Below are 23,423 nucleotides of genomic sequence, written 5' to 3' on the forward strand. Positions count from 1 at the left end.
TAGCAGAAATGCGAATATGAAAGAACGGTTTCCTAAGCGCTGACTGTTCATAAGTGAAGAGGAATCATTAAAATAGCCTAAGCAAAAAAAGTAGGATATATTAGCATTATGACTTTATTTCCAAATATTTGAAGGCTTTATTCAAATAAATTCAGCTGTGGCAGTATTTGAGTGGCAGGCGTTAATGAAGAAAAAGTCACACCGACAAGCCTGATAGGTAATAAGCGTGGAATATCTAAAAACAGCTTATCGAGCCAGTAGTGGGCAGATTCGGCGCTATCGAAAGCTGTGGATAAGGTATGTGAGCGCGTGACTTGCGTAAAATCGGCGTATTTGATTTTAAGCGTAATGGTATAGGCGACTAGTTGCTTTCTATGCAACTGATTGAAGGCATCAGCGTTTTGCTCATAGATTTGTATGCGTAGCTCCTCATCGCGACTCAAGTTGTCTCTAAAAGTGGTCTCAGAGCCAACCGATTTGTGCGTTCGCTGCGATTTAACAGGGCGTTCGTCACGACCATGAGCAATGTCGTGATAAAACTGCCCACGCTTACCAAATTCATTGACCAGTAACGCAGCTGGCGTGCGACGAAGGTCAGCACCGTTACTGATACCCATCGCATGCAAGCGTTTTGCCGTTGCTTTTCCAATCCCATGAAAACGTTCAATAGGCAGCGTGCTAATAAAAGCATCGGCATCCGCTGGCGTGATAACCGCCGTGCCATTAGGCTTATTAAGGTCAGAGGCAATCTTGGCCAGCATTTTGTTAAATGACACTCCTGCAGAGGCATTGAGTCCTGTCTGCTCTAAAATTTGCGCTCGTAGCCAATTTGCCATTAGCGTGGCTGAGCCTTGATGCACACTGAGTCCTGTTACATCAAGATAGGCCTCATCTAAAGATAAGGGCTCAACATGCGGCGTCAAACTGTGCATAATGCGGCGAATGTCGTGACTGACCGCTCGGTAAACATCAAAGCGCGGTCTGACAAATATGACATCGGGACAACGTTTGCGTGCTTCATAACACGACATAGCGGAGCGTACACCAAATTTACGTACTTCATAACTGGCCGCCGCAACCACCCCGCGACCATTTGGATCGCCACCAACAACTAAAGGCTTGCCCCGTAACTCAGGAAAGTCGCGCTGTTCCACACTGGCATAAAAAGCATCCATGTCGATGTGAATAATCTTACGAGGGCTGGTTTGGATAAGAGCGGTCATAGCCCCTATTTTACCTGATTTTATCTCTTAATTTTAGAGTCTGTCGTTTTAGTATCTGTGGGTATTTTTAAAATAGTTAATAATGGTATTGGTAAGTTTATTAAAATAAGGTATGGAGTTTCAATTAAGATATTAAGTATTTTCGATAATATCTTTGGTAATATAAATAAAATGCTCTTACCGTTTATCTGATTATCCCTACCGTTTATCAGTAAGAAATGTTTTATATGTTACAGTTTTGCTGCTATTGTTTTACAATATAGTATCCAAAGAGGGTAGTAGCTGTTGCATAAATAATGCCTGATAAGTTTATTTAGCGGCAGAAATGGATGTGTTATAGCTCATGTCATGCTCATAGATAGAGCAATGATGGAAGGTATTAGCAGAAAACCATTGGTTTGTTACTGATAGTACAAGGTAGTTAAGGAGCTGGATATGAGCGATGAGTTAACAGGGAGTGATTTAACACGCGCGCTACTTGAACGTAGTGATAAACCCATATGGTGCGCAGTTGATGATGAAAGCGATGAGCAAGCGATGATGGATAATAACGGTAACGATTTTACCGCTTATATCGTATCATTTAAAAACGGCTACTTTTATTGTAGTTGCAGTACACCTTGGGCATTTGCAGTACCCATTAAGATAAGTGCTGTCACGCAGTCTGAGATGAAAGTTTAAGTAGCATAGTAAATAGGAAATCACCTAGATAAAATAGCCTCCTAATGTAGAGGCTGTTTTTTTGTTAAAATTAAGTACTTGGTGCATCAGGTTGCACCATGGGTTCGGCATCAGAAAAAGCTTTAAGTGTGCGACAGTGTGCGTCAATCTGGGCGATATTGGGATAAATACTTAAATCTACTTTAAAGCGCCTCGCCGATGAGACTTGCGGAATCAAATAGCAATCTGCAAAAGTAGGGCTGTCACCGTAGCAAAATTTTCCACGAGTTTGATCTTCTGCTAAGCGCTTTTCTAACGCAGAAAACCCCTCACTTATCCAGTGATTGCACCATTTTATGACTTCATTCTCATCTACTGAGAGATCATTGCGTAGATATTGTAAGACGCGGCGATTATTAAGGGGATGGATATCACAGCCAATCATAGCGCTCAGCGCGCGAACTTGCATGCGCCCAGCGGCGTCTTTAGGCAATAGCGGCATCTCAGGATAAACCTCTTCTAACCATTCTAAAATAGCAGGGCTTTGGTATAACAGTAAATCGTCGACCTGATCGGCCTGTAAGACGGGCACTAATCCTTGTGGATTAATGGCTTTGAACGCTGACTCAAGCTGTTGGTCTTCTGCCAAGTTAACAGCGATATACTCATACGCCAAACCTTTAAGGTTTAACGCGATACGAGTGCGATGTGATGTTCCGCTGCGAAAGTAACTATATAGCTTCATCATTATGAATTCCCTTTATAATGGTAGGTTGTTGGTGCCATAAATGGGTATAATTATTGATAGCACGCTTATGTTATATAATCAAAGATAAGTATTGTTATGAAATTTCCGTGAGTAAACCATTAATAGATCAAACCATTGATTGAGCAAAACATGCCAGTATCTGAAAGCCTGACAGACCATTCTACGACAACCACTAAAAACCAAGGTGGCGTACAGTCACTTGAAATTGGGTTATCAGTATTAGACGTCCTTATCGATCACAATGAACCTATGATGCTAAAAGATATTGCTCAAGCGATACAAATGCATCCAGCCAAATGTCATCGCTATTTGGTCAGTCTTATCCGAAAAAGTTATGCGCGCCAGCTCAGCGATGGGCGTTATGGATTAGGTGACAGAGTCAATGCGCTTGGGCATACTGGATTTAATCAAAACAATATTTTGGAGCGGCTAACCCATATTGCCAATGAGATTAAAGATACGCTAAATTGCGGCGTGCAGATTGCCAAATGGTTTAGTGAAGGTCCGATTATCATTCAGTCTGTTGAGCCAGATAGTCCAATCAGTATTATTACTAGAATTGGCTCACGTATGCCGTTGACGACGTCGGCGACAGGGCAGCTATTCGCTAGCTATCAGTCAGATGCGGTTATTCAGCCATTGGTGATAGCTGAATGGCAGACAGGCGATCAAGCCGACATCGCAGAAAAATGGCAGAATTTCAGCCAATTACAAGCTAAGATTCGTACCCAAGGCTACGCAACGGTCACCGGTGATATGCTCATGGGCATCAATGCCATCACCATTCCTGTTATCGTACCTCAGCTTAGCACCGTTACTCAGTCCTCTAATAATAATTTATCAGCTAATGACCAGTCATCTGCTGACAATTTGCCATTAGAATATGCCATCACTATTATTGGCACCACAGAGCAGTTACCAATGAGTGAGCAACATAATGTGGTTGAGAAAATATTGGCCATCGCGCAGCGTTATCAGATTGTGTAATTAAGCCGCATAGCTAAGACAATCTCAGCAATTTGTTGATGAAGTTGTGGTGCGCCGATGCGGTTCAATCCTTATAATATCGTTCGAGCTATTACTCACCAGCAGGCGCGACTTCTCGTGCTTCAGCCAGTTCCTCTGCATGTAAAAACTGAGTGTGAGCGGGTGCCCTTTTAGTACGTGACCACTCTTCTAACATCTCATACTTTATTTCTTCAGTAATCATCGAGACTTTTTCTTCTGAGGTAATATCATCGTAGGTGAGTTCCATACGATGGCCGTTAGGATCAAAGAAATAGATAGAGTGGAAGATACCGTGATTGGTCACACCGACCACATCGATACCGTTTTCTTCTAAATGCTTTTTAGCAGCCATCAAAGCATCACGGTCTTTGACCTTCATCGCTAGATGTTGGACCCAGTTAGGGGTATTAGGGTCAAAACCCATTTCAGGCTGATTAGGTACTTCAAAAAATGCTAAGACATTGCCATTACCTGCATCTAAAAATACATGCATATAAGGGTCAAAAGCTTTAGTCGAAGGCACATGGTCTTCAGCGAATGCTAAGATGAAATCCATATTGAGATATTTTTTATACCATTCAACGGTTTCTTTAGCATCTTTGCAGCGATAAGCCACATGATGGATTTTTTCGATTTTAAAACTCATATCAATGTCCTTTTGATAAAGCATGCGATTTAATAGACTGTCAGAGCATCATTAACAGGTAATAAAGATCTGACAGTGTGTTCCGTTTGTTTGTACGCCTAGTTTATATTCGACTGCTATTTGTCAAAATAAAATGTCAGCGCAGGCAGTACTTTGCCACGCACTTCACCAAAGCCGACACGGATTCCGTCTTTTTCACTGTAGCCTTTCATAATCACGGTATCGCCATCTTCGATAAAACTGCGTGTCTCGCCGCCTTTTAAAGTGACAGGTTTGGTGGCATTCCACGCAATCTCTAACATCGAGCCATAAGAGTCTGGCGTCGGTCCTGAAATCGTCCCTGAGCCCATCATATCACCTACTTCTACTTTACAACCCGTGATGGTATGGTGGGTTAGCTGCTGCGCCATTGACCAATACATATATTTAAAGTTGGTCTCACAAATTACAGTGGCTTCGTCAGCATTTTCAGGAAGTATCTCTACTGATAGAGTGATATCGTAGCTATTGTTGCTGTCTTTTTCGGCTAGATAAGCCAGTGGTTTTGGCTCTTGAGTCGGGCATGGGGTTTTAAAAGGTGCTAATGCATCCATGGTTACAATCCAAGGCGACACTTCAGAAGCAAAGGTTTTGGCGTTAAATGGACCTAAAGGCACATACTCCCATTTTTGAATATCGCGGGCTGACCAATCGTTGAGCAAAACCATGCCAAAGATATGCTCAGCTGCTTCATTGACTGCAATCGGTTGACCAATATTATTGCCTTTACCAACGACAAAGGCGGTTTCAAGCTCAAAGTCCAAACGCTTACAAGGCGAGAAAATAGGGCGGTCATCGGCATTCGGTTTCAACTGACCAGATGGGCGTATCACATCCGTGCCACTAACGATAACGGTGCTGGCGCGTCCGTTATAGCCAACTGGCATTTCAGTCCAGTTAGGGAGTAGGGCGTTATTTGGGTCACGGAACATAGTGCCGACGTTGGTCGCATGTTCTTTAGAAGAGTAAAAGTCAGTAAAACCGGGTACTTGAACGGGCAGATGCATGGTGACGTCTGCTTGCTTAAACAGAGCTTTTCGCTGCAAGTCTGCATTGTCGCGCAAGGTGTCATTATCATCAGACAATAGCGTTTGAATAGTTATGCGAGCCTTAGTCCAGTTTTCGCGACCAGAATCAATAAAGGCGTTTAGGGTTGGCTGATCAAAATAGGGGCCGCCAGTCAAACTTAATAAACCTTCTGCTTCAAGTACCGACAAATCCAGCACTCGCTCACCGATAGCGACGCCAGCGCGACGCTTACCGTCGACAGTATCACTAAAGATGCCGTAAGGCAGGTTATGAATTGAGAAGTCAGAATCATCGGCAATATCGATAAATGAAGTGAGGTTTTTGTCAATCGTTGACATGGGGAGCTCCTTGCTAAAGCGTCTATTGAATTACGTTATAATTAACTACTTACGTATAATGTAATTTATAGCTTGATACATTGCAAGGTTTTTTATGCAGTGTTTTTACAAGTATGAATCTTATATGGTCCTCTCTTACTAGGGAAAGCGTATCTATTGCAACTGTTTTCAATATTAAACAACATGAATGTAAGGCATAAAAAAAGCTGAGAAATAACCCAGCCTTTTTCTTAATTAGTTTTTTATTTAATCGCGTCAGATAATTAATCTTTTAAGACGTCGACCATCGCATTGGCAACATAATCGATATTACTGCTGTTTAGGCCAGCAACACACATACGTGAGTTCGATACCATGTAGATACCAAACTTGCTTTGTAGTTGCTCGACTTGTTCAGGCGTTAGACCTGTGAAACTAAACATGCCGTTTTGCTCAGTTAAGTAATCGAAGTTGCGACCAGGAATTTTTTCTTCCAATACCGACTTGAGCTTTGAGCGCATAGACTTGATGCGGTCACGCATCGCATATACTTCGCCAACCCATTGCTCATGTAGCGCTTCGTCGTTCATGACGATATCGACCACGCGACCACCGTGTGATGGTGGGCTTGAGTAGATACGACGTACCGTAGAGTTCAACTGACCAAAGACGCGCTCAGTCTCATCTACTGTTGGGCAAACAACTGATAGACCGCCGACACGCTCGCCATATAGCGATAAGTTTTTAGAGAATGAGTTGCTGACAAATACTGGTAGACCCATTTCGACCGCTTTACGTATAGCGTAAGCGTCGCTGTCCATATCTTCGCCAAAGCCTTGATAAGCGATGTCCATAAATGGAATCAGCTCACGCGCTTGAATGACATTTAGCACGGTATCCCACTGCTCACGAGTCAAGTCCATACCGGTTGGGTTATGGCAACAAGGGTGCAGTAAGACGACATCGTTTTTGTTCAAGGTTTCAAAAAAAGCAATCATTTCATCAAATTTGATGCTGCTGGTCGCTTTGTCGTAATACGGATATTTACCGACTTCGACGTCCGAGCCTTCAAAGATAGCAATGTGATTGCCCCATGTTGGATCGCTGACATAGCACTTAGACTGCGGGAACCATTCATGGATAAATTCTGCGCCCACTTTTAAGGCACCAGAACCACCGATAGTGGCAATGGTCGCCACCAAACCGTCTTGTAAGATTTGAGCGTCTTTACCAAACAGCAATTCCTGACAGCCTTTACGGTGTCCGGGCAAGCCGGCCATTGGTAAGTAAGGACGAGGAGAGATTGGGTCGGCAATACGCTCTTCAGCCGTTTTGACACACTCAAGGACGGGCAATTTGCCATCCTCATCATAATAAACGCCCACGCCTAAATTGACTTTATCTGGGTTGGTGTCGGCGGCAAACTTATCCATCAATCCTAAGATCGGGTCACCGGCATAATAATCGATACGTTCAAACATTTTTTTTCCTTACAAGGGAGATGAGTTAAGGCGTTAAAAAGCATAAACCAGTTTGGCGATTAACTCAACGTTAGATTCAGTGATACTGATTAATTAACGCATTTTTTTGTTTATTGGCAAGTTTTTTGCTGAAATTGAGCCTTTGCTAAACTTAAGTAATGATTTGGTTAAAGGAGGCGTTAATACGCTTAAACACTCTGTAAATCATCAAAGTGGCTGGCAAAGTAAGCCTGCAAAAATTGCTTAAAGGCAATGCTGGCCGGTGATAATGCGCGTGAGGAGCGTTGGTAAATAAAAAAGCGGCGCATTTTGACTGGTTGTGCCAATGGGCGCATTTGCAAGCCGTTGGCGCTGACCCAATCTATCACCTCCGGCATATAAGGCAAGCACAAGGTAATACCAAAACCTTGACGGGTCATCTCAAGGGCAGTGGACATGAAGTTGACTTTATAGCGCGCTTGCTGGATGTGGTTGGCGATATTCTCATCAAGCTCGGCAGTTACTTGCTCAATAAATGGACCTTGTAAGGTAATAAGCGGAATATCTACCAAGTCTTGCCAAATAATTTCAGATTTTTGCGCTAGCACGTGGCTATCAGGCATCACCACGCAAAACGGCAGCTGGTATAACAAATCGGCGCTGATGTCATCCTCTGATTCCATAAAGCCAAGTTCAGTACCGACGCCCAAATCCACCTCGATGTTCTGAATGTGTTCTAAGACATTTTCTGCCGAACAATCAAGCAAAGATACGCTGATATTGGGATGGACTTTAGCAAATTGGGCAATGACCGCTGGCATGGAAGAGGCGGCAAATTGCGAGACGGCAAGTCGAACCTGACCTTGCGCCAAACTTGTCAAACTACTGGCTTCATTTTCAAACAGCTGCATCTCATTTAAGATACGCCGCGCTTGCGGTAATAAATGATGCCCGACGACAGATAAAGACAGCTGGCGCGTGGTGCGATCAAACAACACGATACCGAGGCTAGATTCGAGCTCTTTAATCAAACCACTGACAGCAGATTGAGTTAAATGCATCTGCTCACTGGCACGGGTAAAACTGCCATTGTCGGCGACGCTGACGAAAGCGGTCAATTGGCGAATACTGATATTCATAAGTAAACCTGATAAATAAATCAAAAAAAACGATTAGTCTTATAAATCAAGCTAATCTAATATAACTCACTCGTCAATAGGAATACTTGATGAAACTTATTTTTTGCTAATTTTTAGCGATTTATACCACCAATCGAAATTAAGGATGATGACAATGTCAGAGTTAAAGGCAGATTTATTTGAAAACCCAATGGGATTGCAAGGGTTTGATTTTGTCGAGTTCGCCTCACCTCAACCACAAGCCGTCGCAGAATTATTTGAGCAGCTGGGTTTTACCCATGTGGCCAATCACCGCTCAAAAGACGTCGCTTTATACCGTCAAGGTGATATCAACCTTATCATCAACCGTGAGCCAAAAAGCCAAGCCAGTTACTTCGTTGAAGAGCATGGCGCTGGTGCTTGCAGCATGGGTTTTCGGGTCAAGGATTCTAAAAAAGCCTATGAGCTGGCGATTGAAAAAGGCGCGCAGCCAGTAGATGTGCCAACAGGGGTGATGGAGTTAAGACTGCCTGCTATCAAAGGTATCGGTGGCTCGCTTATCTATTTGATTGACCGTTTTAAAGACGGCGAATCTATCTATGACGTCGATTTTGAATTCTTACCAGATATTGACAGACGCCCTGCAGGTTATGGCTTTAAAGTTATCGACCATCTAACGCATAACGTTTATCGCGGTCGTATGGCGTATTGGGCAAACTTCTATGAGCGCATCTTTAACTTCCGTGAAATCCGTTATTTTGATATCAAAGGCGAGTATACCGGACTGACCAGTAAAGCGATGACCGCCCCTGATGGCAAAATCCGTATTCCGTTAAATGAAGAGTCTAAGCAAGGCGGCGGACAAATCGAAGAATATTTGATGCACTTTAATGGTGAAGGTATCCAGCATATTGCTTTAGCCAGTGATGACTTATTTGCCAGTATCGATAAGCTAAAAGCTGCCGGTATTCCGTTGATGACAGCGCCGAATGAGACCTATTATAAAATGCTGGATGAGCGCCTACCAGGTCATGGTGAGAATATCTCTGAGCTACAGATGCGCGGTATCTTGCTAGATGGTACCACTGAGGGCAATGTTCCGCGTCTGCTCCTGCAGATTTTCTCTGAAACTATTTTAGGTAGCCCAGTTTTCTTTGAGTTTATCCAACGTAAAGGTGATTACGAAGAAGGTTTTGGTGAAGGTAACTTTAAAGCACTGTTTGAGTCTATTGAGCGTGACCAAGTCCGTCGCGGCGCCATTGGTCAGTCAGAGACAGAAGCACTGTAATTTAGCAGAGCTCAGAATAAGAAGAAGTTACGAATAGACAAGACGAAAGGATGCCGTCTTGTCTTCATGAGCCGTCATTATGATGACAGTCATTTTGGAATACCGGTTTAGTTAAGCTTATTTACACTTAGTTTAACTAAGGTATCTTTACGACAGGTTAATGTAATGATGCAAAGCTAATGTACCCACGGCAATAAAAGGAATACAGGCATGGAGCGCCTATCACAGACAACGTCTCATAGTAAAACCGTCAGTGCCAATAGTGTGGTTTCAACACCACTAGCGACTGATGCGTCTCATCTCGACAATACAACTCCTAAAAAGCAGCCTTATTTATCGCGTCAACCAGACAGTGATGGTCATATTCATTACAGTGCAGATGAAAATACGATGTGGCAAGCGCTGCTTGAACGTCAAGCCAAGCAAATACATAATCGTGCCTGCTCGGCATATCTAGATGGGCTTGAAGAACTGAATTTACCATCGACACATATCCCGCAGCTACATGATATCGATGAGGTGCTGCAATCCACTACCGGTTGGAAAACTGCTGCGGTTCCTGCGCTCATCAGCTTTGGTAAGTTTTTTAAACTACTGGCCAATAAATCTTTTCCTGTCGCGACTTTTATCCGTCGATTCGAAGACATGGACTATATAGAAGAGCCTGATATCTTTCATGAAATCGCTGGACATTGTCCACTACTGACCCATCCTGCTTTTGCGGCCTTTAATGAGACCTATGGCAAGCTGGGTCTGAATGCCAGTAAAGAAGAAAGGTGGTTTTTGGCACGGCTTTATTGGTTTACCATCGAGTTTGGCTTGGTTGGTAATCGTCCTGAAAATCGCAGAATCTATGGCGGTGGCATCTTAAGCTCACCCTCTGAAACCCTCTACGCGCTCAGTGGTGATGAACAACAGCAATCTCAGCCCCAACAGCCTCAATGCAAACAACCTCAATATGAGCAGCCCCATTACCAACGACCTGAGTATAGAGCGTTTGACTTGCTGGATGTGCTACGTACGCCTTATCGTATTGATCATATTCAGCCGATTTATTATGTGATTGATGATTTAAATACGCTATTTGACATCGTCAATAGCGATATTATGAGAGTGGTTAAACAAGCGATGTCACTTGGATTGTTTGAACCCACTTATGGGGTAAAAAACTCCTAAACGATTGAGGAAAAAGCTTGGCATTATTTAAGACCTTGCACTATTTAAAACGTGGCATTGTCTAAATAGTTCGGTGCTGAAGTAATAGCGTCAACAAGGACGTTCGTTTATTAACAAATAATAGTTAACATAAAAGGAAATTATAATGACTACATTATCACAAGCCAGCTGTGAAGCCTGCCGTATCGGCGCACCGACCGTCGACGATACGGAAGCACGCGAGCTATTACAACAAATCCCTGATTGGTCGCTCATCGAAGTCGACGGCATCAAGCAATTACAGCGTCAATATAAATTCAAGAATTTCGTTACAGCAATGGCATTTGCCAACGAGCTTGCAGACATCGCTGAAGCAGAAGGGCATCATCCGGGTATTTTGGTAGAGTGGGGCAAGGTGACAGTCACTTGGTGGTCACATAGCATTAAAGGTCTGCATCGCAATGATTTTGTCATGGCAGCCAAGACCGATAGCCTAACGGGTAAGTGATGAGGGTGGCAATAAGCATTGCAACTCATTAAACTTGTCCAACCCAAAACCAACCCTAACGCCAGAATATATATGATGGCACCATAAGGATGTGTTATGCCTCCACAAGTACTTACTGAGCTATCTCCTAAGGTAGCTTTTATCATTGCTAGCGTTGTCATCGCGATTATGGGTGTGACCATGATCGGCTTTGGCTGGGTGCCGCATCTGTCATTGATGCTTGCTATCGTTGTTTTATTAGGCCTTGGTATGTATAAGGGTCTAAGTTTCGAGAAGATGCAAGAGCAGATGTCGTCGGGCGTTGTCAGTGGTATCGGTGCTATTTATTTATTATTTTTTATTGGATTGCTGGTCGCAGCGCTTATGATGTCAGGCGCTATTCCTACCATTATGTATTATGGTTTCGATCTTATCTCGCCGCAGTATTATTATATTTCTGCTTTTGTTTTGACTTCAATTATTGGTGTGGCTCTAGGCAGTAGTTTGACCACAGCCGCGACGCTAGGTGTGGCCTTTATTGGTATGAGCAATGCCTTTGATGCCAATGTCGCAATTGCTGCTGGCGCGGTGGTTTCGGGTGCCTTTTTTGCCGATAAAATGTCGCCTTTGTCAGATACTTGTACGCTTGCTTCTTCTGTCGTCGGTATCGATTTATTCGAGCATATTCGCAATATGATGTATACCACGGTACCAGCGTGGCTCATTACGGCTGGGCTATTTTGGTATTTTTCTGGGCAGACAGGTACCGGCGACTTAGGTCAAGTGACCTTATTGCAATCGCAATTAGTCGATAGCGGCTTAGTCCATGGTTATGCGGTGCTGCCGTTTGTCTTGCTAGTGGTATTAGCTTTATGCCGAGTAAATGCCATCTATACCATCATTTGTACGATTGCGACCGCTTTAGTGATTACTTATCTGCATAGTAGCCCAAGTATTGGTCAGCTAGGCGGCTATCTGTTCGCTGGTTATACGCCTGCCGAAAACTTAGAGCTAGGCGAAGTGGCAGGTATGATTTCACGTGGTGGTATGCAAAGTATGTTCTTTACGCAGACTATTGTGATATTGGCGTTAAGTTTGGGCGGTTTATTACGTGCCTTGGGCATCTTGCCAGCGTTATTGTTAGGTATTAAACATATGCTGACAAGCTCAGGTCGTGCCATCTTTGCCGCGGCGATGGCGGCTCTAAGCATTAACGTGCTGATTGGTGAGCAGTATTTGAGTATCTTATTATCAGGGACTGCGTTTCGCCCGACGTTCGAGCGTTTAAATTTACACCCTAAAAACCTATCGCGTACTATTGAAGATGCGGGTACGGTTATCAATCCATTAGTACCTTGGAGCGTGTGCGGCGTGTTTATCAGCCAAGCATTAGGTGTTCCCGTGCTCGATTATCTGCCTTATGCCTTTTTCTGTTATTTATCGCTACTACTAACCATATTGTTTGGCTTTACAGGGATAACGATCACGCGCAAAGATGGGACTAATGTTCGTAAGCACCATAAAGCTCAACTAATTCAAGCAGCTAATTAACGAGAGGCTGTTTTACAAGCTAAGTCCATACAATATGAATTGCTCAAAAAAACCACTTTAATCCGATTAAAGTGGTTTTTTTTGAAGCACTATTGACCTTTTTAGCTTTGTATTTGGTATTTATAGTAAGTTTCCAACCCGTGAAAGTATTAGGGTGATAGCGAAAAAACAAGTGTTTTGGACAATTGAATGATATATCTAAAAGTAACTGAATAAGAGATAATAGGTTTTATAGATGTCTAACCACTAAATATGCGTAGAAAATGCGGATTTAAATACTGCTGCCGCTTGGTAGTGGCAGAACACTAATAATTTTACTTAAATAAAGAGGCAGCCCTAAATGACCCATAATAATCCATATAACTTAATACCCTTGCAGCCTACGGGAAGAAATGACACCAATACTGCGAATACTTATGCGCCTGAAGACATGATTAAAATATACGAGCAGCAGTTTCTTACCGAAGTACCAGAGGATAAACTCACAGAATTTTTGCCTTTTTTAAAAGCTTTTTATGATATTGATGACCATACATTAGATGTCAGTGCCGTTATTTTCGATGCTATCGCTGATTTCTGTATTATTTATAATCATAAAGTTAAAGTAGGGCGTTATCAGATATTAGAAGGATTGGTAAAAGAAGATATTGGAGAAGACGAAAATGATGCAGAAGGCGAAAGCTCTGAAGAGGAGCAAGTACAAGCTTATACACTGGAATGTAAGCGTACTTTTTTCATCAATGATGTAGAGCTGCCTTATCATTTTAATTTATTTATTCATGGCGATAATTATTCTACCTTGACTAAAAGAGAAAGCTTGTTAGAAAAAATGTACTGGTTTGTCAGTGACAGTTTTAATGAGCAATTATTAGATAGCTCTAAAGATACTGAGAGCTTGGCATCTATTAATGAGAAACTGGCAAGCTTGGGTATTCGGGAAATGGATCTGACTACTATTCATGAGCTAGTGGACTATATAGAAGACAGCATCATAGATGACGCCATGGCAGAAGCCGTTAACAAGCTATTGGATGAAGCCGAGTAGAATTGAATATACTTTCCACTGTTAAAAAACGACCACGCTAAGCTAATTAGCGTGGTCGTTTTTTTGATAGGATAGCAAATTTTAAACAGCAAGCAATAAAAAACCCTCGTAATCGATAGATGGCGAGGGTTTCGTATATGGTACCGGTGGTCGGACTTGAACCGACACGCTTTTAAAGGCAACGGATTTTGAATCCGTCATGTCTACCAATTCCATCACACCGGCGTGTTAGGTGATAAAGTTTATATAATGCAAACATTATCGAATTGGGCTACAGGGTTAACTCTGTATAGGCTGCGTATTATAGCAGCCTATTTTTGAGCGTCAAGAATTATTTATCATATTTACGATAAAAATTCATTTTAACCAACGAAGGCACGTTCGACGGCATAATCCGCTTGCACACCCATGCGTGGAGAAACAGTAAGACCAAAGTCATCTAAAATCGCTGACACTTCGGCGTTAAAAGGCATGCTACCGCAAATCATGACACGATCGTCGTCTTTATTCATAGGAGGCAAACCAATATCTTCAAAGAACTTACCAGATTTCATAAGGTCAGTGATACGTCCGGTATTTCTAAAGTCTTCACGCGTGACGGTAGGGTAGTAAATAAACTTCTCGCGGTACCATTCGCCAAACAGCTCATCATTAGGCAACTCATTTTCAAACATTTCACGATAGGCTAAGTCTTTGACCTGACGCACGCCGTGTACCAAAATAATTTTGTCAAAACGCTCATAGACTTCAGGGTCACGTGACAAGGCTAAAAATGGTGCAAGTCCCGTGCCAGTTGATAGCATATATAAATGCTTACCCGGTAATAAATCATCTAGTACCAAAGTGCCTGTGGGTTTTTTACTGACCAATAATTCATCGCCAACTTTGATATGCTGCAAACGCGAGGTCAATGGGCCATCTTGTACTTTAATAGAGAAAAATTCCAGATGCTCTTCATAGTTAGGGCTGGCAATCGAGTAAGCGCGCAATAGCGGTCTACCATCGACAACGATACCAATCATCGCAAACTCGCCATTACGGAAGCGTAAGCCATCGTCGCGCGTGGTTTTGATGCTGAATAGAGAGTCATTCCAATGATGAACCTCTGTGACCGTTTCGGTGCGGAGTTTTGACATAAAGCCCTCGTTAGTAAGTGGTAATGTGTATTCGCAAATTGAAATCTGTGTTAAATAAAAAAGTTTAACGTTATGTAACGTTTTAATAAAATAAAGATTTTATTGAGTCAGACAAGCAAATGGCGCCAGCAAAAACCGTTATTTTAACATTATTATCAGGTTTTATAAGACGTCAGGTTTTATCAAATCAGCCTTGTTCATAGAGTAAGTCTTGATGCCCGTACTTTATGAATGAAGGCTTTGTGAGTGCAACTGTATGAATGCAAGCCATTCTCAATAAATTTCTCGCTCATCATAACAAACTTTAAAGTAAAAATCCGTCTGGCTGCCTGTCTGTAGCATGATAAAATGGAATATCGTTAGCGAATAATTTTCTATGATTGGCGCGTGCCATTTATTATCAGCCATTTATTTCTTGGGATTGGATTTATGACTTGTCAGACTACGGCACATTTAAGTCATCATATTTCGCCTATTATTGGCTACCATCGTGCACCGCTGTCGCAAAAATTTGGCGCCCCAAGGCAGCCAAATTTGGTGGCGCTCACCAGTGTGATTGAGATGATTGCGCCGTATGATACGCCAGCCGCATTTATCGGATTGGAAGACTTTAGCCACATTTGGGTCAGTTGGCAGTTTCATCATAACTATCTATATAAAGACAAGTTATATAAAGACAAGCAGACCAGTTTAGATAACCATAATCAGCAAGAGAAAGTCGATAGCGCTTTTCGCCCGCAAGTTCGCCCGCCACGCTTGGGTGGCAATCAAAAAATCGGCGTGTTTGCCAGTCGCAGTATGTATCGTCCATCCGCGCTTGGATTGTCTGTGGTAAAAATTGAACGCATTGAGATTGTACAAGATCGAGTGTTACTTATTATCAATGGTGCTGATATGATAGATGGTACGCCCATCATCGATATCAAACCTTATGTGGCTTATAGTGATGCGCTACCTGATGCACAAAGCGGCTTTGCACCCTCTGCGCCACACTTATTGGATGTGACTGTTACTGAATTGGCTTATGAGCAGTTTATACAAATTATAGCCAATCAGATTATTCATAGTGAAACAGAGGAAAGCGCTAAAAATAAGCAACCATCAGTCAAAGAATTGATTGATAAAATCCAAAGTCAGTTAGTAATGCCTGATCTTGATACTATCAAAGCCTTGATAGCCCAAGACCCGCGCCCCGCTTATCGGCGTACAGAGACACATGCGTCATTTGTTATGCGCTATAAGTCTGTTGATGTCAGCTTTCAATTGCTGGAATCAGGTGAATTACAGATAACGAATATCGTCAAAATATAGTTAAAGTAAATATCGCCGCCGACCAAATGCTCTAAACCATAGAAGAAGACAACTATGCCTGCTCAAAAATATTCAATAGTGATTGATTTACGTTGGTGCCTAGATGAATTGTTGGCAGACAGGGTGATTGATCAGCGGGGCTATAATCTGGTCATTACCAGCCGCCGTAATAAGGCGCAGCATCCGCTCTTGACAATTAGTGAGTTTGGGCTACCAAATGGTCATGCGCTTGATAGTAATTCTGAGAATAAATTAACGCTGGCGTGGCTCAATCAATGGTTGGCTGCCAAAGCAGATATGCCGCTAGTGCGTATTGACCCGTTAAAGGTCGATGTACCGGCAGTAACGCAGCTGATGTCGTTTGAGTATGCACGCTCGCAGCATATTTTACCGATTGAAGTAACGCTTGATGAAGTGGTTATCGGTACCGATCAACCGTTTTATACCGATTGGCATGGCAATATTGAAAAACTTATTAAGTCAAAAAGCTATCGTACGGTCTTTATTAATCCTGAACAAATCAATCGCTATCGGCAGGAGTTTTATCAAGTCACGCAAGCGATTGCGGGGGCTAACTCCCTACATAAACGTGCCGCAGCGGATGTGACCAATGTCGAAGCCTTGTTGCAGCTAGGCGATAACACCAATCCCGATGCCAATGACCAACATATTGTCAAAGTCGTCGATTGGCTGTTGCAATATGCCTTTGAGCAGCGCGCCAGTGACATTCATCTAGAGCCACGCCGCGAGACAGGGAAGGTGCGCTTTCGTATTGATGGCGTGCTGCATAGTGTGTATGAGATGCCACTCGCCATTATAGTGGCGGTGACCGCACGTATTAAAATACTAGGGCGGCTCAATGTGGCAGAAAAACGTAAACCGCAGGATGGACGATTAAAAACCCGTACGCCCAAAGGGTTAGAGACGGAACTGCGTCTCTCTACTATGCCGACTGCTTTTGGTGAGAAGCTTGTGATGCGGGTGTTTGACCCAGAAGTATTGGTGCGCTCGTTTGCCCAGCTTGGATTATCGGGTAAGCAGCTTGATACTTGGCATGAGCTGACCGCACATCCAAATGGCATTATATTGGTCACTGGTCCGACGGGCTCAGGTAAAACGACCACTTTATATAGTACGCTTAAGCAACTCGCCACTGAGCAGGTCAATGTCTGTACGATTGAAGATCCGATTGAGATGATTGAGCCAGCCTTTAATCAAATGCAGGTCAATCCAGGGGTTGATTTACATTTCGCCGATGGTATTCGCTCCTTGATGCGTCAAGACCCTGATATCATTATGGTTGGCGAGATTCGTGATGCTGAGACCGCAAATATGGCGGTACAAGCATCTTTAACGGGGCATTTGGTACTTTCAACGTTGCATACCAATGATGCACCCAGTTCAATTACTCGTCTGCATGACCTGGGTATTCAGCCATTTTTAACCTCAGCGACTATTTTGGGCGTCATGGCGCAGCGTCTGTTACGGACATTATGCCCGCACTGTAAGCAAGCGGTTGATGTTACGCCAGATAGCGAGATTGCTATTCAGTGGCAAGAATTGGTTCAGCCTTGGCGCGCATCAGCGCCAGCCCAAGTTTATACAGCGCAGGGCTGCGAGCATTGCCGCCATACGGGTTATCAAGGTAGGATTGGTCTGTATGAAATCATGCCATTATCCAATGAGCTAAAAAAACTGGTCGCCGCCGATGCCAATCTAGATGTGCTCAAGCAGCAAGCTTACCGTGAAGGTGTGCAGCCATTGCGATTATCAGGAGCAAAGCGTATTAGCGAAGGGCTAACAACCATAGAAGAGGTCATGCGCGTGGTGCCATTACATTGAGAAATGCCTTTAAAGTATATGCTGCGATAACAATGAGGTTTAAAAATACTTATATAGACGTTCGTTAAACAAGAATTGAAAAGCATGCTTATCAGGGCAATTAATACTATTACGATAACCAAATACAGATTTTAAGATATTCCATTTATTGATTTTTATTAAAGAGATTATTTATGTTTACTGATAGCCACTGTCACCTAAACCGTTTGGATTTGACCAAGTATGATGGTCAATTATCAGGCGCAATTGCCGCTATGAAAGAAGCCAATGTGACTCGTGCGATGGCCATTATGTGTGATTTCGCTGAATATGATGAGATTGCCAATATTGTCAGCACCTATGGCGATGAGACGCTAAATCTTGGTATGAGCGTCGGCATTCATCCTTGTGAGGATATCAGCGTTTTACAATCTGCGACTGTCGAGCGGCTGATAAAAACGGCTGATGCTAAGCATGTATGGGCAATAGGGGAGACGGGGCTGGATTATTACTGGTCGACAGAAAATAAAAAAGAGCAACAAGCCAGCCTTGAGCGTCATATTCATGCCAGCCAAAGCTTGAAGAAACCCCTAGTCGTGCATATGCGTGATGCCAAAGAAGACACACTGGATATCCTAAAAGCAGAAGGCGCTGAGCATGGTATTATTCATTGTTTTACCGAGGACTGGGAAACCGCCAAACGGGCGCTAGACTTGGGGTTTTATATCTCATTCTCGGGCATTGTTAGCTTTAAAAGTGCCAAAATGATTCAAGATGCGGCAAAAAATATGCCTAAAGATAGAATACTAATCGAGACCGACAGTCCGTATTTAGCTCCTGTCCCTAAACGTGGTAGACCCAATGAGCCAGCATATGTGCCTTACGTGGCAAGCTATCTTGCCGAGATGTACGGCTGTAGTGGCGAGGAAGTAGGTGTACTGACTGCAAAAAACTTTGAGAATTTACTGGCACAGTATCACTAAAATGGTTATGCTATGACCACTCAGTCATTTATTGGCTAGTCTGGTGGTTTTGTTTTATAAGTATTCATAATGCTTAACTTAACCCTATGATTATCAATGACTATTTAGCAAACATAAGCATATTTCCTTTGGTGGTATTTGTATAGCAGTTGTATGATTGATACGTGCTTGGGCGATACACTGATGTAAATAATGGTGATATGCATGATATTGTCAGATTTTAGGAGAGATTATGAGTCGTCAGCACCAGTTCAAGGCACGAGAAGAGAATATCTTAGCGATGGCAGAGCAATTGCTACTTGAGTCAGGCGATGGTGATATCACTTTGGACAGTTTGGCAGACCAGCTTGATTTGGCTAAAGGTACCTTATATAAGCATTTCTCCAGTAAAGATGAGCTTTACTTGCGTATTATTATCCGTTATGAAGAACAGCTGTTTGAGATTAACCGTATTGATGACTGTCCTTCGGCAGGTGTCGCTCGTATGATTTTTCAACAGTTATTCAATCCGCAAAAAGCCATGTTACTTAACCAAATCGAAGAGCGTTTAGCGGCATCGGTGACGGGCTTGAATCGCTTATTTGGTGAGCTTTACGATATTCGCCGTCAGCGTATGAAGCGTTTAATTGATATTATCAGTGCTTATTTACAAGAGCAGCATAGTAGCTTAAGCACGCGTGACTACTTATCTTCGATTTGGGCGATGGGTCAAGGCGGTGCTGGATTATTAAACTCAAGTTTTTATCAGCGTTACTTAGGTCGCCGTGATACCTTGCGTTATGCCTTTGTTCAGCAAATGCTCGAATTGCCAAGCCATTATCCAGCTGTTGACGACGAGGTGATGGATGAGGATATGCAAGAGCTAGTAGAACAAATCGATACTGAATCAGAAGAGCACCGCAATACCAATTACTAGATTTCTACTATATTTTGAATATAGCGGGTCATTATTTTATAAAAATCCGTGTTGTCATATTCTGTATGGCAGCACGTTAAATTTATATTCTACAATGTTTATAAGTTCACAGTTTTTATAACTCGTCACATCTATCGTCTTGTATACACAATAAATATATCGTCATTTTAACGAGATGACGCCATTCTAGATGACCTCTGTATGTCAAAGTCGACTTCCTCAATAGTACCTCATCAGATGCACAGGCAAGCGGGATTTACCCTTGTCGAAATTGTGGTGGTGGTTGTCATCTTATCCATATTTGCAGGTATGATGAGCTTATCGGTTGGTAGCAGTGAATCGCGCAAAAACCGTGCTTTCTATGAGCATTTAACGGATTCATTGAGCTATGTAAGGCTTTTATCGGCTGAGCATATGCAACCCATGGGTTTAAGCTTACAAGCGGATAAACAAGGTCAAATCACGCCCGTGATTGTCACTTTATCTAATCCTTATATTGCTTACCAAGCTCAGGCTTCCACCTCTTTTAGTGGAGACAGCACACCTAAGAACGCTATGGAGCTGTCAGCAGATTTGACGAGTATGTCAGGTGCTGCTTCAGATAAAGTGCCCACACCAAGCTGGGAGATTGAGCCAGAAGTTAGTTTGCCTGTCTTACCTGCTGGTGTGAGTATAAGGGTGCAAAGCTTGGATGCGGGTAATCAGTCAAACGCAGAACAAACGCAAGCGATGCAACCATGGTTTACCGACCAAAACGTACCACAATTACTATGGTTTGGCACAGGTCAGGCAACGCCTGTGACGATTGAAGTGCGTCATAATTCGCGTTTGGTAGGCGAGGTCATTACGATTATGCCTGATGGCAGTATGTCGATAGGGCAAGGGCGATAGCTAATGATAGATAAAGATAAAGCTCTAACTACTAAGCTAAATAGAAAACCAATTCCACTAACACCATCCCTATCAAAACGTGAGCACGGATTTACCCTGATTGAAGTCATGGTTGCTTTAGCCATTTTAGCAGTCGTTGCTGTCGCTGCTAGCCGTGCCAGTAGCGCGTATTTAAGCTCAGTAGAGGTATTGCGCACACGCACACTGGCGCAGTTTGTCGCACAAAACGCCGCTGCGGATTTGCGTATTCAAGATACTTGGCTGACGGCCAATAAAACCCAAACTATCAATGCCCAAGGTCGCGATTGGCAAGTGACGATGACTGTTGCTAATGCCATCACACCCGCATTAAAACAGGTGAATATCGCTGTTGCCCCCATTATAGACGGACAGACAGGCAGTGCAGTGACGGATATCAATGTGATGCTAAGTAACGCTGAGCAAGAAGTGGGTAGTTTGGATTTAACCAGTTTAGATCCAAATAGAGGTAATCTGTGAGAGCGCAGCATGGATTTACTCTGCTTGAGCTGATGGTTGCGATGGCAATATTTGCCATGCTGGCAGTTGCAGGTTGGCAGGTATTTGATGGCGTTAACCGTGCTCGTGAACGTGCGCAATTTCATGCTGATAATTTAGCAGTTTTGCAATATGCCTATTTGCAATTACAACAAGATATGGGACAAATGATTCCCTATCAGGCATTAGATACTCAAAAATCTAATTCCTCAAGCAATAACGCCGCAACGAATAATGCTAATAATAGCAATCAAGAGAATGTACCAGCGCCTGAACCTTTTATGAGTCTAGACGGTGAGCGTGTCAGCTTTGTTCGTTTTACCGACCCTGACCCTCGTTATCAAAGCAGCGCCAGTCTACAGCATATCGAGTACATTTTTGCTGATGAGCGCTTAATTCGCCGTCAATATGTCAGTCTTGGCAGTGACAGCATAAGCTTAGATAGTATCTTGCTTGATGGCGTGACGGCGGGGCGCTGGCAAGCTCATTTACCTGAAGTAAGTGCTAAGTTCCCCAATAAAGACAATCGTAATAACATCAGCAATAACACACCATCAGGGCAGTTGGCGAATTCAGCCAATGCACAGCCTGAGGTTATGCTGTTACCAAAAGGAATTGTTATTAACTTTACTTATCAGGATATGCCAATTACTTGGCAATGGGCACTGACTCCTCAACCAATACCAAATATAAGCAAAAATACTAGCAACAATCCTAATGGTAGTAACAATAACAATAACAATAGTAATAGTAATAACAATAGTAATGACGGTATCAATAACGGCAACGAAGCCAATGGCAATGTAGAAAATAATAATTCAGGCAATAGTAATGAAAATGCCCCATTTGGTCAATGATAGAGGCTATTTATGCCAAGTAAGCTAGCAATGAAGCCAGTTACACCCATGAATGCCAACTCCCAACGTGGAGTCGCACTACTGACTATCCTATTATTAGTGGTCAGTATTACTGTGGTTGCAGGGGCGATGCTTGCCAGTCAAAAGATTGCCATTAGGCGCAGCGGCTTATTGTTTGACCAAAACCAGCTCTTACAAGATATCAATGCGGGTCAGCAATTAGCCGTTACTCTCATTCGTGCTGATGCTAAATTAAATGACACTGATAGCATGCAGGATATTTGGGCACAGCCAATACCGCCTTACACGATAGGCGGACATAGCATTGGCATCGAATTACGCGATGAGGGCAGTCGTTTTAATATTAATAATTTATATCATAATGGCGCCGTTGATACTGCTGCCTTGGCAGTATTTCAAAGGTTGCTCACACAGCTAAATTTAGAACCTGATATCGCCATTGCGCTCCTTGATTATCAAGATACCGACAGCGAAGTATATCAAGATGGTGGTGATGAAAGCGTGGTTTATGCTCAGCAGTCTAATCGCGGCGCGGACAACGCCTTACCCAACCAAGCTTTAGTCAGTATTGATCAATTAGAACAGGTCAAGGGTGTCAATGCGGAAGCATTAGCGGCGTTACGCCCGTATATCACAGCGGTACCGTATTATTTACCCATTAATATCAATACTGCCAGTCCCGTTTTGCTGGCCGCTTTGGTTGATGGTGCGACCAGTCAGCAAATGCAGAGCATCGTTGAATTACGAGCAAAGCAAGCATTTGGCTCTATTGATGACGTATGGCAGTTGCCGATATTAAGTAGTGTAAAAGAAGAGCAGCGCAAAGCGTTAACACCATTATTAGCGGTTGATAGCCAAGCTTTTATGGGGCTTATTACTGCGAGTGATAATGCGGATAATGGTCAGGTAAGGCAACGCTTTGCGACTGTTGTCATTAGTAAAACTGCCGCTAATGCTGAAATAGGAAATAGCACCACTAATAGTAATAAAAACAGCAATGATGCTAATAATACCGATAGTAATGCTAAAGACTCTCAAAACAATGACAATAAAAAGCCCAAAGAAGTACGCGTAGTAACGCAGCGGCTTTGGGCTTTTCGACCGAGTTTTTAATGCCAATAACTATATGAGGGCAACGACACAATTACCTTTAAAAAGCTTATAAGGTAACTATCA

22 protein-coding genes and 1 tRNA gene are annotated in these 23,423 nt (G+C 42.9%); 15 read left to right on the forward strand and 8 right to left on the reverse strand.

Annotation, left to right across the window (positions count from 1 at the left end; genetic code table 11):
- Window positions 1-137 precede the first annotated feature (137 nt).
- Complete coding sequence (dinB, locus tag FQ084_RS06560) at window positions 138-1,223, reverse strand: DNA polymerase IV (protein WP_149489836.1); 1,086 nt, start codon at window positions 1,221-1,223, stop codon at window positions 138-140.
- Between the two features lie 435 nt (window positions 1,224-1,658).
- On the opposite strand from dinB, the gene FQ084_RS06565 reads away from it, so the two are divergent.
- Window positions 1,659-1,904 (forward strand): hypothetical protein, encoded by a 246-nt coding sequence (locus tag FQ084_RS06565; protein WP_149489837.1) that lies wholly within the window; start codon window positions 1,659-1,661, stop codon window positions 1,902-1,904.
- A 70-nt stretch (window positions 1,905-1,974) separates the two neighbouring features.
- Here FQ084_RS06565 and maiA read toward each other — a convergent pair whose 3' ends face one another.
- Window positions 1,975-2,628, reverse strand: a complete 654-nt coding sequence (maiA, locus tag FQ084_RS06570) for a maleylacetoacetate isomerase (protein WP_188032929.1) — start codon at window positions 2,626-2,628, stop codon at window positions 1,975-1,977.
- Window positions 2,629-2,781: 153 nt separating this feature from the next.
- On the opposite strand from maiA, the gene FQ084_RS06575 reads away from it, so the two are divergent.
- The gene (locus tag FQ084_RS06575; protein ID WP_149489839.1) at window positions 2,782-3,639 is read left to right on the forward strand and encodes an IclR family transcriptional regulator; all 858 of its coding nucleotides are present in this window, start codon (window positions 2,782-2,784) and stop codon (window positions 3,637-3,639) included.
- 91 nt (window positions 3,640-3,730) lie between these two features.
- Here the strand turns inward: FQ084_RS06575 and FQ084_RS06580 are convergent, their stop codons facing one another.
- The 4 genes from FQ084_RS06580 to FQ084_RS06595 form a co-directional block, all read right to left on the reverse strand.
- Window positions 3,731-4,306, reverse strand: a complete 576-nt coding sequence (locus FQ084_RS06580) for a VOC family protein (RefSeq protein ID WP_149489840.1) — start codon at window positions 4,304-4,306, stop codon at window positions 3,731-3,733.
- Between the two features lie 116 nt (window positions 4,307-4,422).
- Window positions 4,423-5,712 (reverse strand): fumarylacetoacetase, encoded by a 1,290-nt coding sequence (gene fahA, locus FQ084_RS06585; protein WP_149489841.1) that lies wholly within the window; start codon window positions 5,710-5,712, stop codon window positions 4,423-4,425.
- Between the two features lie 263 nt (window positions 5,713-5,975).
- Window positions 5,976-7,172 carry an aromatic amino acid transaminase gene (locus FQ084_RS06590; protein ID WP_149489842.1) on the reverse strand — a complete coding sequence of 399 codons (1,197 nt, stop codon included), beginning with the start codon at window positions 7,170-7,172 and terminating at the stop codon, window positions 5,976-5,978.
- Between the two features lie 188 nt (window positions 7,173-7,360).
- Window positions 7,361-8,290 carry a LysR family transcriptional regulator gene (locus tag FQ084_RS06595; protein ID WP_149489843.1) on the reverse strand — a complete coding sequence of 310 codons (930 nt, stop codon included), beginning with the start codon at window positions 8,288-8,290 and terminating at the stop codon, window positions 7,361-7,363.
- A gap of 154 nt (window positions 8,291-8,444) precedes the next feature.
- Between FQ084_RS06595 and hppD the strand changes: the two genes are divergently transcribed.
- The 5 genes from hppD to FQ084_RS06620 all read left to right on the forward strand — a co-directional run bounded on the left by hppD (window position 8,445) and on the right by FQ084_RS06620 (window position 13,795).
- Entirely contained in the window at window positions 8,445-9,557 is a 1,113-nt protein-coding gene (hppD, locus tag FQ084_RS06600; protein ID WP_149489844.1) for a 4-hydroxyphenylpyruvate dioxygenase, read from the forward strand.
- Between the two features lie 210 nt (window positions 9,558-9,767).
- Window positions 9,768-10,733 (forward strand): phenylalanine 4-monooxygenase, encoded by a 966-nt coding sequence (phhA, locus tag FQ084_RS06605; protein ID WP_149489845.1) that lies wholly within the window; start codon window positions 9,768-9,770, stop codon window positions 10,731-10,733.
- A 145-nt stretch (window positions 10,734-10,878) separates the two neighbouring features.
- Entirely contained in the window at window positions 10,879-11,220 is a 342-nt protein-coding gene (locus FQ084_RS06610; protein WP_149489846.1) for a 4a-hydroxytetrahydrobiopterin dehydratase, read from the forward strand.
- 96 nt (window positions 11,221-11,316) lie between these two features.
- Window positions 11,317-12,750, forward strand: a complete 1,434-nt coding sequence (gene nhaC, locus FQ084_RS06615; RefSeq protein WP_149489847.1) for a Na+/H+ antiporter NhaC — start codon at window positions 11,317-11,319, stop codon at window positions 12,748-12,750.
- 340 nt (window positions 12,751-13,090) lie between these two features.
- Window positions 13,091-13,795 carry a hypothetical protein gene (locus FQ084_RS06620; RefSeq protein WP_149489848.1) on the forward strand — a complete coding sequence of 235 codons (705 nt, stop codon included), beginning with the start codon at window positions 13,091-13,093 and terminating at the stop codon, window positions 13,793-13,795.
- Window positions 13,796-13,933: 138 nt separating this feature from the next.
- Here the strand turns inward: FQ084_RS06620 and FQ084_RS06625 are convergent.
- Window positions 13,934-14,020, reverse strand: a tRNA-Leu gene (locus FQ084_RS06625).
- A 137-nt stretch (window positions 14,021-14,157) separates the two neighbouring features.
- Window positions 14,158-14,931, reverse strand: a complete 774-nt coding sequence (locus tag FQ084_RS06630; RefSeq protein WP_149489849.1) for a ferredoxin--NADP reductase — start codon at window positions 14,929-14,931, stop codon at window positions 14,158-14,160.
- Window positions 14,932-15,360: 429 nt separating this feature from the next.
- Between FQ084_RS06630 and FQ084_RS06635 the strand changes: the two genes are divergently transcribed.
- From FQ084_RS06635 to gspK, 8 genes are all read left to right on the forward strand, one after another.
- Window positions 15,361-16,242: an SAM-dependent methyltransferase gene (locus FQ084_RS06635; RefSeq protein ID WP_149489850.1), complete on the forward strand. Its 882-nt coding sequence runs from the start codon at window positions 15,361-15,363 to the stop codon at window positions 16,240-16,242.
- A 54-nt stretch (window positions 16,243-16,296) separates the two neighbouring features.
- Window positions 16,297-18,084 (forward strand): GspE/PulE family protein, encoded by a 1,788-nt coding sequence (locus FQ084_RS06640; protein WP_149489851.1) that lies wholly within the window; start codon window positions 16,297-16,299, stop codon window positions 18,082-18,084.
- A gap of 173 nt (window positions 18,085-18,257) precedes the next feature.
- Window positions 18,258-19,046, forward strand: coding sequence for a TatD family hydrolase (locus FQ084_RS06645; protein WP_149489852.1), 789 nt, complete (start codon window positions 18,258-18,260; stop codon window positions 19,044-19,046).
- 232 nt (window positions 19,047-19,278) lie between these two features.
- A complete protein-coding gene (locus FQ084_RS06650; protein ID WP_149489853.1) occupies window positions 19,279-19,962 on the forward strand; it encodes a TetR/AcrR family transcriptional regulator in 684 nt (227 codons plus the stop codon).
- 201 nt (window positions 19,963-20,163) lie between these two features.
- A complete protein-coding gene (locus FQ084_RS06655) occupies window positions 20,164-20,853 on the forward strand; it encodes a prepilin-type N-terminal cleavage/methylation domain-containing protein (RefSeq protein WP_149489854.1) in 690 nt (229 codons plus the stop codon).
- Window positions 20,854-20,856: 3 nt separating this feature from the next.
- Window positions 20,857-21,351: a type II secretion system minor pseudopilin GspI gene (gene gspI / locus FQ084_RS06660; protein WP_149489855.1), complete on the forward strand. Its 495-nt coding sequence runs from the start codon at window positions 20,857-20,859 to the stop codon at window positions 21,349-21,351.
- The gene (gspJ, locus tag FQ084_RS06665; RefSeq protein ID WP_149489856.1) at window positions 21,348-22,226 is read left to right on the forward strand and encodes a type II secretion system minor pseudopilin GspJ; all 879 of its coding nucleotides are present in this window, start codon (window positions 21,348-21,350) and stop codon (window positions 22,224-22,226) included. Before gspI ends, gspJ begins: the two co-directional genes overlap by 4 nt.
- A gap of 12 nt (window positions 22,227-22,238) precedes the next feature.
- Window positions 22,239-23,360 carry a type II secretion system minor pseudopilin GspK gene (gene gspK, locus FQ084_RS06670; protein WP_262880683.1) on the forward strand — a complete coding sequence of 374 codons (1,122 nt, stop codon included), beginning with the start codon at window positions 22,239-22,241 and terminating at the stop codon, window positions 23,358-23,360.
- Window positions 23,361-23,423: the final 63 nt, after the last annotated feature.

It is taken from the genome of Psychrobacter sp. ANT_WB68, assembly GCF_008369115.1.
GTDB lineage: Bacteria > Pseudomonadota > Gammaproteobacteria > Pseudomonadales > Moraxellaceae > Psychrobacter.